Origin of the sequence: Paroceanicella profunda (assembly GCF_005887635.2) — a bacterium.
GTDB lineage: Bacteria > Pseudomonadota > Alphaproteobacteria > Rhodobacterales > Rhodobacteraceae > Paroceanicella > Paroceanicella profunda.
Window position 1 is genome coordinate 1,027,622 of record NZ_CP040818.1, and the last position, 15,839, is coordinate 1,043,460.

Consider the following 15,839-nt stretch of genomic DNA (forward strand, 5'->3'; position numbering starts at 1 on the left):
GCACGGGCCACACGATGTCGGTCTGGTGACAGGACGGCGTCACAAATTTCTTCTTGGTTAACCCATTCCGGGCTACGATTCTTCTGCGAGGGGTCATCCGGAGGTTGCCATGAACCACGAGACCTGTGCAGTCCAGTCACGCCCTGACCGCGGGTATCCGCTTGTGCGGTGCGGGGCCGATTGATGGGCGCGCGTGCGGTTGGGGCCGCTGTCGCGCTGATCGCGGTGCTCCTGTCCGGCCTTGCCGCGCGGGCGGAGCCTGTCGATCTCGAACTCGTCTTCGCCGTCGATGTTTCCCGCTCGATGGACGCTGACGAACAGGCCATCCAGCGCGACGGCTACGCCGAGGCGCTGACGCATCCCGCCGTCCTCTCGGCCATCGCCTCGGGGGAGCACCGGCGCATCGCCATCTCCTATCTCGAATGGGGCGGTCCGTGGTCCGGGCGCCTGGTGATGGACTGGACGGTGATCGCCTCGGAGGCCGATGCCGCCGCCGCCGCCGCGCAATTGCGCGCCGTGCCGGTGCGCAGCGCCTCGGGCACCTCGATCTCCGCCGGCCTCACCCAGGCCGCACAGCTCTTCCTGGACAACGGCTATGAGGGCACCCGCCGGGTGATCGACGTTTCCGGAGACGGGCCGAACAACACCGGCGGCCCGGTTGCGCCGGTGCGCGACGCGCTGGTGGCCGCCGGCATCCAGATCAACGGCCTCCCGGTGATGATCAAGCGCGCCACCGGCCCCTTCTCCCTGCCCGACCTGGACTTCTACTACGAGGATTGCGTGATCGGCGGGCCCGGCGCCTTCGTGGTCCCGGTGTTGGAGAAGAGCGGCTTCGTGGCCGCCATCCGCCTCAAGATGGTGATGGAAATCGCGGCGCTGGCGCCGCCCGCGCGGCTGCGCAACGCCGGCATGACGGATTGCATGATCGGCGAGCAGATGCGCCGCCGCTGGATCGACATGCAGGGCTGGGAGTAGCCGGCCTTCACCCTTCCCTCCCGCGCCGGGAGGCTCTAGGCTCCCCCCGCAACACGCTGACAAACGAGGGGGAAACACCATGAAAACAGCACTCATCACCGGCGCCGGAAGCGGCGTGGGCCGTGACACGGCGGTGGCGCTGGCCGCCGCCGGCTGGGAGGTGGCCCTCGTCGGCCGCCGCCGCGAACCGCTGGAGGAAACCGCCGCGCTGATCGGCGCCGGGCACGTGCTGCCGGCCGATGTGACGAAGCCGGAGGAGGTCACGGCCGTGTTCGACGCCGCGGTGGCGGCGATGGGCCGGCTCGACCTGCTGTTCAACAACGCCGGCCGCGGCGCGCCGGGCAAGCCCATCGACGAGATGCCGCTCGATGACTGGTACGGCGTGCTGGACGTGAACCTCACCGGCGCGGTGCTCTGCGCCCGCGCCGCCTTCGCGAAGATGCGCGCCCAGTCCCCGCAGGGCGGGCGCATCATCAACAACGGCTCGATCTCGGCCTATGCGCCGCGCCCGGGCTCCACCGCCTACACGGTCACCAAGCACGCCATCACCGGGCTCACCAAGTGCCTCAGCCTGGACGGCCGGCCCTTCGACATCGCCTGCGGCCAGATCGACATCGGCAACGCCCTCACCGACATGGCCCGCCCGATGACCAAGGGCGTGCCCCAGGCGGACGGCTCCATCGCCGTCGAGGCCACGATGGACCCCGCCCATGTCGCAAGCTCCGTGGTGCACATGGCGAGCCTGCCCATCGAGGCGAACGTGCAGTTCATGACGGTGATGGCCACGAAGATGCCCTTCGTCGGCCGCGGCTGACCCCTCCCGCCCCGGCTTCCCGCCCGGAGCCGAAACGCCACGGGCCGTCCGCAAGGGCGGCCCGTCACGGCAACCAGCGACGACCTGGCCTGACGCTCCCCGTGCCGGTGGCGCGGAACCCTCCCGTCCCGGCCGCGCGGCACGGGCGGGCAGGCGCTGCGCCGCCGTCACGGCAGGCCGCCGGCGCGATGCGCCCCGGGCACGCACCACGGCAACCCGCAGCGGGCCCACGCGAGGGTGGCCCGTCACGGCAACCAGTGATGGCATGGCCTCACGGCCCCCGTGCCGGTGGCGCCGAACCCGCCCGTCCCGGCCGCTGCAGGGCGGCACGGTGCCGCTACCGCGGTCGGTCACGAGGCCCCGGCAGGGCCGACCCTGACAAGCGGACAGGCGCCGGCCTGTGACGGGCCGGTTCACCGATCATCGGACAGCCAACGGCCCGTTGCGGAGGGGGTCACCCGACAGCCGCCGGCCCATGCCGGGCCCGGCCATCCGTCACACACCGGGCCGGCGACGGCTGATTCGGGCCGGGATGGCCGGGCGCGGCTTCCGGTCAGCGCTTGCGGGCGAAGGCCGTGTCCACGCTGCGGATTGCGGCGGTGAGGCCGGAGATGACCCGGCCCTGCGCCAGCCCGGCGATGTCCTGCCAGGGCTCGTCGGCGTCCGGCGGCGGGGTGAGGAACAGCCGGCCGTCGGCGCGCCCCAGGAACTCGCGCGCGGCCCGGGCATTCGAGCCGTCGAAGCGCTTCAGGATCTCCAGCCGCAGGGCCGGGGGCAGCACCGGGCCCGGACTGTCCTCGCGGCCGTCGACGCGGCGCAGCGCCCGCATCAGCCGTTCCGCCACCGGGGTGCGGGCCGGAAGCGTGTTCGCAAGGCGCATCCACTCCAGCGCCAGCCGCCCGGGGGTGACGTTGATCTTCTCCACCCGCCGGTCGAAGCCCGAAAGGTCGTCCACCGCGCAGGCGGAGAGGAAATCGTCGATCAGCGAGCCGTTCACCCACTGCGCCCGCTCATAGATCCGCACCCGGCAATCCTCAGCGGGAAAGCGCGAGGTGAGGCCCTGCAGCACCGTGTAGTAGTTCAGCCGCCGGTCCTTCTGGGCGTAGCGCATGCAGAAGGTCTCGGCGTCCTCGGTCAGCCCGGCCTTCTTCACCTCCTGCGCGTAGAGCGACATGATCATGTCGTCCTGCCGGCGCAGGTAGAGGATCGGGCACAGGCGCAGGCCGTGCGCCAGGGCGCGCTCGGCGAGCATGGTCTGCTCGGGCCGCGGGATGACGAAGAACCACTCCGAACTCACCAGCACGTCGCCGGTGGCCGCCGCCAGGGCGGTGTCGAACCGCTCCAGCGCCGCGGCGCGCTCGGCCTCGCTGAGCGCCACGCGGTGGCGCGGCGGCATCAGCGCCCGGGCCAGCAGGGCGCCGTTGCCCGAGGTGGCCTCGTCGCTCAGCGCGCGGTCGAGCGGCTCCAGCGCCGGGTAGGTGATGCCGCGCGCGGCCAGCTGCGCCACGTTGCGCGCGAAGAAGGCCTGCAGCAGGGAGGAGCCGGTCTTCGGCGCGCCCATGTGCAAGAGCAGCCGGCGGGTCGGGGGCGGCGGCGCGGTCATTTCGGTGCTGTCGTCCCCACGCCGAGGCCCCGGTAGAGCGCGAGATAGGCGGCGACCATCCGCTCCACGGTGTAATGTTCCTCGAAGCGCGCCCGGCCGCGCTCACCGGCCAGCCGCCGCGCCTCCGGCTCGGACAGCGCCAGCACCGCGGCCCGCAGGCCCAGCGTGTCGATCTCCCCGTCGATGAGCGGCACCACCACACCGGCGGCCTCTGGCCCGGCGCCCACGATCTCCGACAGCACGCCGGCATCGGTGGTGACCACGGCGCGGCCGCGGGCCATCATCTCCAGCACCACCAGCGGGAAGCTCTCGCCCCGGAAACGGGTGGGCAGCAGGCCCACGTCGGCGCAGTCGAAATAATCCTGCAGGTTGGCCACCTGCCCGAAGAAGCGCACGTTCTCGGGCAGCTCGGCGGCCAGCGCCTCGGCCTCCGGGCCCTCGCCGATCAGCATCAGGTCGGTGTCGCGGCCATCGGCGTTCAGCGCGGCCACCAGCTCCACCGCCTCGCGCCAGCCCTTCTCGGGAATGGCGCGCGAGGCGAGGCAGAGCACCAGCGCGTCCTCGCGCAGGCCCAGCTCGGCGCGGGTGAGCGGGCGCGCGGCACTCTCCAGCTCGATGCCGTTGATCAGCTTCTCGATGCGCGAGGGTTTCTCGATGCGCTCGAACACGGCGCGGTTCTTGTCCGCGGTATAGGCCCAGGCGTCCACCAGGCCCACCATCCGGGCCATCACCTTCTGGAAGTCGCGGTCGATGCGCGGGTCGTGCTCCATGCTCTCGTGGCAGCCGTGCATGGTCACCACCCAGGGGCGCCTCTCCTCCAGCCGGCGGATCTGGTGCAGCACGTGGCGGTCCGCCCACCAGAGCGAGGAGTGGATCACGTCCACCCCGAAGCGGCGCACGATGCCCGGCAGGTCGGCCCCGGCCTGGCCGCGCTCGAGCAGCAGCACCCGCGGGTCGATCTTGGAGACGACGGCCGGGTGGTCGCGGTAGGCGCGGGCGTTGAGCAGCACCACGCGGCCGCCCATGCGCGTCCACTGGTTGGCGAAGCGCACGCCGAAGAGCTGGCCGCCGCCGGGGCCGAGGTCGGAGATCACCATCAGCAGGCAGGGCAGCGTGGGCTCGGCCGGCTCCAGCGCGGCGCGCGCGTCGGCGGCCGTCTCCTCCGCCACGGCCGGGAAGCGGGCGAGGTCCTGCTCCACGAAGCCCCGTGCGCGGGCCCGCGCCGCCGGCCCCTGGCGCCAGGTGCGGGCGATGAAGCGGCGCACCTGCGCCAGCTCGTCGAAGTAGAGCTGCGTGCCCTCCAGCCTGTGGGTGACGGTGAGCGAATGCCGGCGGTGGCGGTTCACCGCGCCCGGCTCGTAGGCGATCAGCCCGCCGCGCAGGGCGCGCAGGTAGAAATACCAGTCGCCGCAGAGCTTCATCGACGTGACCGCTGCGGCGAAATCCGGCTCGGGCACGAACTTGCGGAAGATCATGCCGGAGGCGTTCGGGATCGAGTTCGCGATGCCGAGACCGGCGTTGATCTCCTCGTGGTCGGTGGCCAGGAAGGGGCGCGACCAGCGGCCGGGCGCGATCCGGTCCAGGTAGAGCTTCTCGTAATCGCCCAGCACCGCGCCATCGTCGCCCACCGGAACGGAGCGGACATGGCCGAGCATCACGTTGCGGTCATCGAAGGCGGGCAGCAGGGTGGAGAGCAGCTCCGGCTCGCAGGAATCGTCGGCCTCGGCCATCCACACCAGGTCGGAGCGGGCGAGGTCCATGCCGCGCAGCCACTGGGCGAAGGGCGAGCCGGTGTTCTGCGCGTTCACCACCAGCCGGGCGCCGGGCCAGAGGTTCGCGTAGCGCTCCAGAATGGCGCGGGAGCCGTCGGTGGAGGCGTCGTCGAGCAGGATCAGCTCGAAATCCTGCATGGTCTGGCCGAGGATGCTCTCCAGCCGCTCCGGCAGGAAGCGCTCGTAATTGTAGTTCGGCACCACCACGGAGACCGCCGGCTTCAGCCCCGCCGCCTCGCGGATGTGGTTGAGCAGCACCGGCCCCACCCGCCCGATGGTGTGATTGCGCCCCACCAGCCGGCGGCCGCGCATGCCCTCGGCCTTCCGGCGCTCCGGCTCCACGAGATAGGCGAGCACCTCCGCGGCCATCGCCTCGGCATCCCCGAAGGGCACCGAGACACCGGCGCCGCGGCTGACGAATTCCGGCATGCCGCCGGCGTCGTCGAAGCAGATCACCGGCGCGCCGGCGCGCGCGGCGTGCAGGGCGGCGAGCGGGAACGGGTCCTCCTGCGAGGGCAGTAGGAACACGTCGGCGCCGTTCAGCACCAGGTCGATGTCGGGCAGGTATCCGGTGATGCTCACCGTGTCGCCCAGCCCGCGCTCGGCGATCAGCGCCTCGCAGACGGCCTGGTCCGGGCCGCCGCCGACCCAGACGAAGCGCACCCTGCCGGGCGCCTTCTCGGCCACCCTCGCGGCCACGTCGATGAACACGTCGGGGGACTTGCGCCAGTGCAGCACGCCGGAGCCGCAGACCAGCAGCGTGTCCTCGTCCGCCCCGGCGCGGCGGCGGGCCTGGCGGCGGGCGCGCGGGTCCGGCACGTCACCGTCGGGGATGTAGGCATAGGTGCGGTCCAGCTTGCGCGGGTCGGCGCGGTAGCGGCTGGCGAGCACGTCGCGCACCGCGTCGCTGCCCCCCAGCACCCGGGTGGCGTGGCGCAGGATGTTGTCCAGCGCCGGGCGGTGCCGGTCCAGGATCTTGGGCAGCTCGTGGATGAAGGCCACGGAGGGCGTGTCGTGCGGCCAGTAGTCGTAGAAGCCGCCGCTGGCCACCGAGTTCACGAAGATCGCCTTCACGTCGCGCCCGGCCCATTTGCGCAGGGCCAGCGTCGCGTCGCGGTGCGGCAGGTTCTGCACCGAGGAGATGCAGAACGTGTCGGCCATCGCCTCGAAGCGCTTGCGGAACGGGCCGTCGCGCATGGCCACGAACTTCACCCGGTAGCGGGTGTGTTCGATGAGCCAGAGCGCGAAGAGCCGCGCCACCTGCTGGGCGCCGCCCATCTCCATGTCGTGCACCACGATGAGGATGGTGCCCTGCACCCGCTCCGCCTGCCGGGCCACGCGCAGCGCGTCGCGGTCCGCAAGCCGGGCGACCTGGGCCAGCCCGGCTTCATGGCTGATCTGGTTGGAGGCGTTGCGCAGGTCCGCCACGAAGGCCGACAGGCCGTGCCGGCGCAGGGTGCGCGAGGCATGGGCGATGTGCTCGGCCATCACCCGCGGCCGGCGCGCGTACCACACGCAGAAGGCGCCCGCATGCCGCAGGCGCAGCGCCGCCTCGCGCAAGCGCGCCAGGAGCCGCCCGCCGCGCCTGCCGATCTCGTCCTGTTCCATCCCCTGGGAAACCAAAGCTCGCCTCTCGCCCCCGGTCAGCCGTGATCGGCAATGCGCATCAGGTACTTGCCATAGGTCGTCTTGAGATAGGGCCGGGCCAGCTCACGCAGGGCCTCCGCGCTCACCCAGCCCTGCGAGAAGGCGACCTCCTCCGGACAGCCGATCAACAGGTTCTGCCGTTTCTCTATCGTGCGCACGAAATTCGACGCGTCAAGCAGGCTGTCGTGGGTGCCGGTGTCGAGCCAGGCATAGCCGCGGCCCAGGCGCTGCACCGTGAGGCTGCCCTCGGCGAGGTAGAGGTTCAGCAGGTCGGTGATCTCCAGCTCGCCGCGGGCGGAGGGTTTCACCCGCCGCGCCATTTCCGGCGCCCGCCCGTCCAGCACGTAGAGCCCGGTCACCGCGAAATCCGACTTCGGCACCTCCGGCTTCTCCTCGATGGAGAGCACCCGGCCCCCGGCGGTGAAGGCCACCACGCCGTAGCGCTCGGGGTCCGCCACCTGATAGCCGAAGACCGTGCCGCCCCGGGGCCGCGCCGCGGCCGCCAGCAACACCTCCGGCAGGCCGTGGCCGTAGAAGATGTTGTCGCCCAGCACCATCACCGAGCCGGCGCCGTCGAGGAACTCCTCGGCCAGCAGGTAGGCCTGGGCCAGCCCGTCCGGGCTGTCCTGCACGATGTATTCCAGCCGCATGCCCCATTGCGCGCCGTCGCCCATCAGGCGGCGGAACTGCTCGATGTCGCCCGGGGTGGTGATGATCGCCACCTCGCGCAGCCCCGAGAGCATGAGCACCGAGAGCGGGTAGTAGATCATCGGCTTGTTGTAGAGCGGCAGGAGCTGCTTGGACACCGAATGGGTGATCGGATAGAGCCGCGTGCCCGACCCGCCCGCCAGGACGATGCCCTTGCGCGGGGCGCTTGCGCTGTTGTCGGTCATTCCTGTTCCTTCTCTCAACCGGCCGAGGCGCCGAGCCCGAGGCGCCGGAGCTCTGCGCCGCGCGCGGCGATGTCCTGCCACCAGCCGGTGTTCTCGAGATACCAGGCCACCGTGCGGCGCAGGCCCTCCTCGAGGGTCACCGAGGGCTGCCAGCCCAGCTCGGTGCGGATCTTCGAGGCGTCGATCGCGTAGCGATAGTCGTGCCCGGGCCGGTCCGTCACGAAGCGGATCAGTGTCTCGCGCGGTTCGTTGCCGGGGCGCATCTCGTCGATCAGGGCGCAGATCTGCCGCACGAGGTCGATGTTGCGGGCTTCCGCGTTGCCGCCGATGTTGTAGGTCTCGCCGACCGTGCCGCGCGCGACCACCGTGAGCAGGGCTTTCGCATGATCCTCCACGAAGAGCCAGTCGCGCACGTTCTCCCCCGCACCGTAGACCGGGATGTCCCGCCCCGCCAGTGCATTCAGGATGACCACGGGAATGAGCTTCTCGGGAAAGTGGAAGGGCCCGTAATTGTTCGAGCAGTTTGTGAGCAGCACCGGCAGGCCGTAGGTCTCGCCCCAGGCGCGCACCAGGTGGTCGGACCCGGCCTTGGAGGCGGAATAGGGCGAATTCGGCTGGTAGGGCGAGGTTTCGGTGAACAGCCCGCGTTCGCCCAGCGCGCCGAACACCTCGTCGGTGGAGATGTGGTGGAAGCGGAAGGCGGCCTTGGCCATGCCGCGCAGCCCGGTCCAGTAGGCGCGGGCGGCCTCCAGCATGTTGTAGGTGCCCACGACGTTGGTCTCGATGAAATCCCCCGGCCCGTCGATGGAGCGGTCCACGTGGCTCTCGGCGGCGAGGTGCATCACGGCCTCGGGCTGGTGCTCGGCGAAGATCCGGTCCAGCGCGGCGCGGTCGCGGATGTCCGCGTGTTCGAACGTGTAGCGCGGGTTGTCCTCGCAGGAGGCCACGTTGGAGCGGCTGCCGGCGTAGGTGAGCGCGTCGAGGTTCACCACCCGGTGCTTCTCGGCAATCGCCAGCCGCACGACCGCCGAGCCGATGAAGCCGCAGCCGCCGGTAATCAGAAGTTTCATGGTCCAGCCTGTCCCGTCATTCGTGGGGCCTCGCAGCCCTTGTGGGCGTTTATCGCAGAGCCGCGCCGGCGGATCGACCCTGATTTGCACAGGGTCATGCAGAAAGTGGCGCTCCGGCCGGCGCCGTCATCCCCATTCGGGCGGGCGGGGGGCAAAAAGCAGCCGCTCCCACAGCGCGCGCTGCCGGTCCGGCCGGTTGATGGCCTCGGCATGGGCGCGCGCGGCGGCGGCCAGCGCGCGCAGGGCCGCGCGGTCTGCGGCGAGGCGGATCAGCGCCTGCGCCCAGTCCTCCGGCCGGTTCGGCAGGGCAAGGCCGGCGCCCGCCGCCGCCGCCTCGCGCCCCTCCGGCCAGGTGTCGGAATAGAGCGGGGCGGCGCCCACCACCGCGTGCTCGATGATCTTGTTGCGCGAGCGCCCGGCGTTGAACGGCGTGTCCAGGAGCGGGTAGAGCGCCAGGTGGAAGCGCCGCCCGGTGAGCCCGGCGCGGTAGTCGCGCCAGCGCAGGCCGGGGATGCGGCGAAGCTGCGGGTGGCCCTCCCAGTCCGGCGGCAGGGCATGGCCGGCGGAGAGGGTGAACCGCGCCTGCGGCACCGCCTTCAGCACCGCGCCCAGCGCCGGCAGCAGGAAGGCGAGGTCCGCCCCGTGCAGCTGCGCGCCGAGGAAGACGATCTCCAGCCCCTCGCCCTCGTCGAAATGCGCCGCGTCGGCCAGCGGCTCGGACCAGTATGGGTCGATGCAGTGCAGCGCGGCCTGCGGGGCGGCGGCGCGGGCGGCGGGCAGCAGCGCCTCGGTGCTCACCACCACATGCTCCGCCCGCGGGATGTAGAAGGCGGCGGCGCGCCCCTCCACCAGCTTCATCTTGCCCCGCCAGAAGCGCGAGAGCGACAGGTCCGCCCCCGCCGCGCGCCAGGCATCGTCGATGAAATACACCAGCCGCCGCCGCGCCAGGGTGAGCGGCGCGCGCGCGTCATGGCGCATCACCAGCAGGGCGTCGTCGGTCTCGAACACCGTGGGCGCGGGGCGGCGGATGCGGCCCGTCGCCAGCATGTCGGAGCAGGAGTTCACCAGGTAGAGGTCGGCGGTGGGCGAGCTGTCGGAGGTGAGCGCACGCGCCAGCCAGCCGTCGGGGCCGGCGCGGCGCAGCGCGCTCAGGACGGGGCCCGGCGCGCGGGGCGATCTTGCTCTGGGGTCCATGCTGCTCCGGATCCGGCGGGGGGCCCGGAATGCCCCGCCCGCTTGCCTGCCCCTCCCTTTCGCACGAAACGGCGCCGGCCGGAAGGGCCGGACACCCTCCCGGCCCGGCGGACAGGGTGTCGCACCCGGTCTCGCCCCTCCCGGGGCTCAACCCTGCGGGCCCGGAATGGCCGCCCTGTTTCACCGCCATATGAGTTGACTATTTTTCTCGGCTTTGGCACTGCCGGGGGAACGGCGGGGTGCCGGACACCCGGCACCGCCCCGCTTCCCGCCCGCGCCGCGCCGCAAGGCCCCGGCGCTTCTCCCGCCTGCGGGCCGGATGCCGGCCCGCCTCACCCCCGCCCCGGGCCCGGCAGGCCGGGGCAAGGAGCCCGCCCGATGATGTCCAGCCCCCACCGTTCGCCGCGCCGCGCCCTGGCCCTGGCTGCCCTGCTCTCCGCCGCCGCCCTGCCCGCCGCGGCGCAGGAGCAGATCACCGTGGAGCATGCGCGCGGCACCACCGAGCTGGCCCCGAACCCCCACCCGGTGATGGTTTTCCCCTTCTTCGTGCTCGACACGATGCAGGCGCTCGGCATCCCGGTGGAGGGCGTGGCCTCGAACACCATGCCCGGCTGGCTGGCGGAGAGCTACGCCGACACGTCCCGCATCGGCACCCTGTTCGAGCCGGACATGGAGGCCATCGCCGCCGCCGCCCCGGAGCTGATCATCACCGGCGGGCGCTCCACGGCTAAGTTCGACGCGCTCTCGCCCATCGCCCCGGTGATCGACCTCTCGGTCGACCCGCAGGATTTCCTCGGCAGCGCCGAGCGCGACGCCCTGCTGCTGGGCCGCATCTTCGGCCGCGAGGCCGAGGCGGAGGCCCTGGTGGCGCGGACGAACGCCGCCGTGGCGGCGCTGAAGGAGAAGGCCGCCGGCGCCGGCACCGGGCTGCTGGTGCTCACCACCGGCGGGCGGATGAGCGCCTTCGGCCCCGGCTCGCGCTTCGGCATCCTGCATGACGCCTTCGGCATCACCCCTGCCGTGCCGGACCTGGAGGTGGCCACCCACGGCCAGGCGATCTCCAACGAGTTCATCCTGGAGGCCGACCCGGACTGGCTGTTCGTCATCGACCGCGACGCGGCCATCGGCCAGCCCGGCGGCGGCGCGGCGCAGCTGCTCGACAATGCCCTGGTGCGCCAGACGAAGGCCTGGCAGGAGGGGCATGTCGTCTACCTCGACCCGGCGCGCTGGTATCTCGCGGGGGGCGGCCTGCCGTCCATCCTCGCCTCCGCCGAGGCGCTGGACGCGGCCCTCGGCGCGGCGAAACCCTAGGCGCACGGCCCGGTGAGCCTGCCCCCGCTGCCCCCTTTCCCGGTGACCCCGCGATGAAGGCCCTTCTCGCGGGCGTGGCGCTGGTGCTGGTCCTTGCCGTGGTGAGCCTGTTCACCGGGGTGAGCGACGTGACCCCGGCCAGCCTGCTGAACCCGGACAGCCGGGCCCGCGCCCTCGGCGTGCTGCTGGAAAGCCGGGTGCCGCGCACGCTGGCGCTGGTGCTGGCCGGCATGTCCATGGCCGTGGCGGGGATGATCATGCAGATGCTGGCGCGCAACCGCTTCGTGGAGCCCTCCACCGCGGGGGTGGTGGAATCCGCCAGCCTCGGCATGCTCACGGTGATGCTGCTCGCCCCCGGGCTGCCGGTGTTCGCCCGCATGCTGGTGGCCACCGGCTTCGCGCTGGCCGGCACCGCGCTGTTCCTCTGGGTGCTGCGCCGGGTGCCGCTGCGCTCGCCCCTGCTCGCGCCCCTGGTGGGCATCATGCTGGGCGGGGTGATCAGCGCCTTCACCGTGTTCCTCGCCTACCGCTACGACCTCACCCAGTCGCTCGGGGCCTGGACGATGGGGGATTTCTCCGCCGTGCTCTCGGGGCGCTACGAGCTCTTGTGGATCTCCGGCGCGCTCACCCTGCTCGCCTTCCGCGCGGCGGACCGGTTCACCGTGATCGGGCTGGGCGAGGGGCTGAGCACCACGCTGGGGCTGAGTTACACCCGGGTCTTCGCGCAAGGCATGGTGATCGTGGCCACGGTGACGGCCACGGTGGTGGTCACCGTGGGCTCCATCCCCTTCCTGGGGCTGGTGGCGCCGAACATCGTGAGCCTCGCCATCGGCGACAACCTGCGCCGCACCGTGCCATACGTCGCGCTGCTGGGCGCGGCGCTGGTGCTGGGTTGCGACATCCTCGGCCGCGTGGTGGTGGCGCCCTACGAGATCCCCATCGGGCCGATGATGGGGGTGTTCGGCGCCGCCGTCTTCCTCGCCCTCCTGCTGCGGAGGCCCGCTGCCCGTGCCTGAAGAGCGCCCCGCCCAGTCCCTGCCCGTCCAGTCCCTGCCCGGGCCCGTATCCGCGCCTGCATCCGTGCCCGCCTCCGGCACCCTGCCCGCAGCCGGCCCCGGTACCGCAATCGCGCCCGCAGCGACCTCCGGCACTGCATCCGCCCCCGTCTCCCCGCCCGCCCCGCGTGCCACCCCGCGCCGGGTGCTGGCGCTGCTCGGCCTCGCCGCGCTGGCCTGTGCGGCCGCCTTCATGCTGTGGGACGCGAAGGGCCCCTGGAGCTTCCTGCTGCCGTTCCGCGGCACCAAGCTCGCCGCGCTGCTGCTGGTCGGCTATGCCGTGGCCGTCTCCACCGTGGTGTTCCAGAGCGTGACGGGAAACCGCATCCTCACCCCGGCCATCATGGGGTTCGACGCGCTGTTCATCCTGATCCAGAGCGTGCTGGCCTTCGGCCTCGGCGGGCTCGCGGTGTCGGGGTTGGACCCGCGGGTGATGTTCCTCGCCCAGGTGGCGGTGATGACCGGCTTTGCGCTCGCGCTCTACGCCTGGCTGTTCCTGAAGGGCGGGCGCAGCCTGCACCTGGTGCTGCTGGTGGGCATCGTGCTGGGCATCCTGTTCCGCTCCGTGGCCGGGCTGCTGCAGCGGCTGATGGACCCCGGCGCCTTCCTCACCCTGCAGGACCGGCTCTTCGCCAGTTTCAACACGGTGAACCCCACGCTGCTCGGCCTCTCCGCGCTCATCGTGGCGGGGGTGAGCCTCGCCGGCCTCGGCCGGCTGCACCGGCTGGACGTGCTGCACCTCGGCCGCGAGGGGGCGATCAACCTCGGGCTGGACCACCGGCGCACCGTGCTGGGCTGCCTCGCCGTGGTCTCGGTGCTGGTGTCGGTCTCCACCGCGCTGGTGGGGCCGGTCACCTTTCTGGGCCTGCTGGTGGCCAATCTCGCCTGGATGCTCGTCCGCTCGCACCGCCATGCGCTGGTGATCCCGGCCGCGGTGCTGATCGCGGCCATCTGCCTGGTGGGCGGACAGGCGGTGCTGGAGCACGGCTTCGGCATGGCCACCGCGCTCGGCATCCTGATGGAGTTCTTCGGCGGCCTGTTCTTCCTCTTCCTCCTGCTGCGCGGAGCGCTGCGATGATCGAGACCCGCAACCTCACCCGCCGCTACGGCACCGAAACCGTGGTGGACGGCGTCACCCTCACCCTGCCGCGCGGCGGCATCACCGCGCTGATCGGGCCGAACGGCGCCGGCAAGTCCACCCTGCTGTCGATGATCGGCCGGCTGATCGGCATCGACGCCGGCTCCGTGAGCGTGGACGGGCTGGACGTGGCCCGCGCGAAGGGCGACGTGCTGGCCCGCCGCCTCTCCATCCTGCGGCAGGAGAACCATGTGGTGGCCCGGCTCAGCGTGCGCGACCTGGTGGCCTTCGGCCGCTACCCCCACTCGAAGGGCCGCCCCACCCCGGCGGACCTGGAACAGGTGGAACGCGCCCTGTGCTGGCTGGGCATCGAGGCGCTGGCGGACCGCTTCCTCGACGAGCTCTCCGGCGGCCAGCGCCAGCGCGCCTTCGTGGCCATGGTGCTGTGCCAGGATACGGATTACGTGCTGCTGGACGAACCCCTCAACAACCTCGACATGCGCCACGCCGTCACCATGATGCGCCAGCTCCGCGCCGCGGCGCGCGAGCTGGGCAAGACCGTCGTGGTGGTGCTGCACGACATCAACTTCGCCTCCACCTACGCCGACCTGATCGTGGCGATGAAGGACGGCCGCATCCACGCCACCGGCACGCCGGAAGACATCATGCGCCCCGAGCTGCTCCACGCCCTCTACGGCATCGACGCCCGCATCCACGAAATCGACGGCACCCGCATCTGCGTCTACTACGACTGAGGTGCACGCGGCACGGCCGGACGGGGCGCGGCACCCGGTCCGGAGCATCCGGCCCTTCCTGGGGGACAGCACGGTCGAGATGCCAGCGCGTTGACCCCCCGGCGGAAGTCGGAAGCGCGGCCTCCCGGAAGGCCCGGCGCGCTCCCGCCGAGGCCTGCCCGCACGCCTCCGGCGCAGTCCTTCGGAAGACGCGCCGGGAACGGCGCACCCCGGCCCGATGCTCCTGGTGCCGCGGGCCGGAGACTGCACCTTCGCGCAGGAAACCGGGCATCGCCGGCTCCGGCACGATGACCGGCCATCGAGGCTGGCCCAGATCATCGGCCCGCGCCGAAGCCCCGCGGAGGCGCCCGACCGTCAGAGCGCGCGGACGATCGCCTCCAGCACCTTCTGCGCGCGGTCCCCCGCGACCCAGCGCAGCACCACCACCACGTCATGCTCCGGGTCGATCCAGATGTGGTTGGTGCCCGCGCCCTGGGCGGCGAAGGCGCTGTCGGGAAGCGCTGGGTTGGCGGCGGGCCCCCGGTTCAACCACCACAGGAAGCCGTAGTTCGCCAGCGTCTCCGAGGGCACCACCGACTGCGCCATCCAGCCCTCGGGCAGCAGGCGCTCCCCGTCATGCACCCCGTCGCGCAGGATGAACTGGCCGAAGCGCGCATGGTCGGCGGCCGAGATGAACATCCCCCCGCCCCAGTGCCCGCCGCCGGGCACCGACTGCATCCGCCGGCCGTCGATCTCGGTCCAGGAGGTCTCGTAGCCCTCCCAGCGCCAACCCTGCGAGGCGCCGATCGGGTCCATGATCCGTTCGCGCAGCACCTCGGGCAGCGGCCGGCGGAACAGCGACATCAGCGCGAAGGACAGGGCGTTCACCCGCACGTCATTGTACTCGTAGTAGCTGCCGGGGGCCTGCATGGCGCGCGGCTGGCCCTTGCGCGAATTGTCGGCGCCGACCCCGATCTGCCGGTAATGGTCCACCTGGTCGGACTTGCCGAACAGCTCGCCGCGCCACTCGCTGTTCATGTTCAGGAAATGCCGCCAGGTGATGCGCCCATTGTGCGGCCCCTCGAACACCGGCCCCGGCACGCGGACACACACCGGCTCGTCGAGATCGGGCAGCAGCCCGTCGCCCTGCGCCAGGCCCGCCAGCACCGAGAGGTAGCTCTTCGCGATCGAGAAGGTCATGTCGGCCCGCTCGATATCGCCCCAGCGCGCGATCTCCTGCCCGCCGCGCAGCACCAGCCCGGCCGGCCCGCCGCGGGGCGCCACCGGGCCGACGATCTCGGTCCACGGGCCGGTCTCGTTCCACTCCACGTTCCCGACATAGCTGCCGTCATCGTAGTACATCGACCGCGGCCAGGGCGAGTCGCTCGCCTCCGCCAGCGCGACGGCCCGAGCCATGCGTTCGGGATCGAAACCAGGGGTCATGCCGTCTTCCTCCGTGCCGACAGGTGTCCCCCTGTCTTGACCGCTGCCGCGGTGCGCTGCAAGGCTGAAGGCCGAACCCGCTGGCTTGGCATGGAATTCCGGAGTCTCCGTTCTCAATTGCGATGCCGGATGAGCGGGGATCGGGCGCAGGCTCTGCCCTCAACCCGCTCCGGCGCCCGCCGGCCTCTCCGGGTGATCGCTCGGGCAATGCGCCCGAATGACAGTTTCGAGCCCGAAGTTGCCAAATGCT

The 15,839-nt window shown here is 71.9% G+C and carries 12 protein-coding genes; 6 read left to right on the top strand and 6 right to left on the bottom strand.

All coding sequences use genetic code 11. The features are described from left to right. The first annotated feature begins 183 nt into the window (after nt 1-183). Complete coding sequence (locus FDP22_RS04665; protein WP_138575532.1) at nt 184-975, top strand: DUF1194 domain-containing protein; 792 nt, start codon at nt 184-186, stop codon at nt 973-975. A gap of 79 nt (nt 976-1,054) precedes the next feature. Continuing rightward, nucleotides 1,055-1,789 (top strand): SDR family oxidoreductase, encoded by a 735-nt coding sequence (locus tag FDP22_RS04670; RefSeq protein ID WP_138575533.1) that lies wholly within the window; start codon nt 1,055-1,057, stop codon nt 1,787-1,789. 553 nt (nt 1,790-2,342) lie between these two features. Here FDP22_RS04670 and FDP22_RS04675 read toward each other — a convergent pair. The 5 genes from FDP22_RS04675 to FDP22_RS04695 all read right to left on the bottom strand — a co-directional run bounded on the left by FDP22_RS04675 (nt 2,343) and on the right by FDP22_RS04695 (nt 9,968). After that, on the bottom strand, nt 2,343-3,392 hold the full coding sequence (locus FDP22_RS04675; RefSeq protein ID WP_138575534.1) for a hypothetical protein: 1,050 nt from the start codon (nt 3,390-3,392) through the stop codon (nt 2,343-2,345). Further along, entirely contained in the window at nt 3,389-6,772 is a 3,384-nt protein-coding gene (locus FDP22_RS04680; RefSeq protein WP_138575535.1) for a glycosyltransferase, read from the bottom strand. The genes FDP22_RS04675 and FDP22_RS04680 overlap by 4 nt, the downstream gene beginning before the upstream one ends. A gap of 35 nt (nt 6,773-6,807) precedes the next feature. Further along, nucleotides 6,808-7,704, bottom strand: coding sequence for a glucose-1-phosphate thymidylyltransferase RfbA (gene rfbA / locus FDP22_RS04685; protein ID WP_138575536.1), 897 nt, complete (start codon nt 7,702-7,704; stop codon nt 6,808-6,810). Nucleotides 7,705-7,718: 14 nt separating this feature from the next. Continuing rightward, nucleotides 7,719-8,774, bottom strand: coding sequence for a dTDP-glucose 4,6-dehydratase (gene rfbB / locus FDP22_RS04690; protein WP_138575537.1), 1,056 nt, complete (start codon nt 8,772-8,774; stop codon nt 7,719-7,721). Between the two features lie 126 nt (nt 8,775-8,900). After that, nucleotides 8,901-9,968: a hypothetical protein gene (locus FDP22_RS04695; RefSeq protein WP_138575538.1), complete on the bottom strand. Its 1,068-nt coding sequence runs from the start codon at nt 9,966-9,968 to the stop codon at nt 8,901-8,903. A gap of 378 nt (nt 9,969-10,346) precedes the next feature. On the opposite strand from FDP22_RS04695, the gene FDP22_RS04700 reads away from it, so the two are divergent. Genes FDP22_RS04700 through FDP22_RS04715 form a run of 4 tightly spaced genes read left to right on the top strand, consistent with a single transcriptional unit; the run spans nt 10,347 to nt 14,167 of the window. Then, complete coding sequence (locus FDP22_RS04700; RefSeq protein WP_239031866.1) at nt 10,347-11,279, top strand: siderophore ABC transporter substrate-binding protein; 933 nt, start codon at nt 10,347-10,349, stop codon at nt 11,277-11,279. Between the two features lie 53 nt (nt 11,280-11,332). After that, complete coding sequence (locus tag FDP22_RS04705; protein ID WP_138575539.1) at nt 11,333-12,295, top strand: ABC transporter permease; 963 nt, start codon at nt 11,333-11,335, stop codon at nt 12,293-12,295. After that, nucleotides 12,288-13,412, top strand: a complete 1,125-nt coding sequence (locus FDP22_RS04710; protein ID WP_277884145.1) for an iron chelate uptake ABC transporter family permease subunit — start codon at nt 12,288-12,290, stop codon at nt 13,410-13,412. The genes FDP22_RS04705 and FDP22_RS04710 overlap by 8 nt, the downstream gene beginning before the upstream one ends. Next, the gene (locus tag FDP22_RS04715; protein WP_138575540.1) at nt 13,409-14,167 is read left to right on the top strand and encodes an iron ABC transporter ATP-binding protein; all 759 of its coding nucleotides are present in this window, start codon (nt 13,409-13,411) and stop codon (nt 14,165-14,167) included. The genes FDP22_RS04710 and FDP22_RS04715 overlap by 4 nt, the downstream gene beginning before the upstream one ends. Before the next feature lie 354 nt (nt 14,168-14,521). On the opposite strand, the gene FDP22_RS04720 is transcribed toward FDP22_RS04715, so the two are convergent. Further along, nucleotides 14,522-15,589, bottom strand: coding sequence for a serine hydrolase domain-containing protein (locus tag FDP22_RS04720; RefSeq protein ID WP_138575541.1), 1,068 nt, complete (start codon nt 15,587-15,589; stop codon nt 14,522-14,524). Nucleotides 15,590-15,839 lie beyond the last annotated feature (250 nt).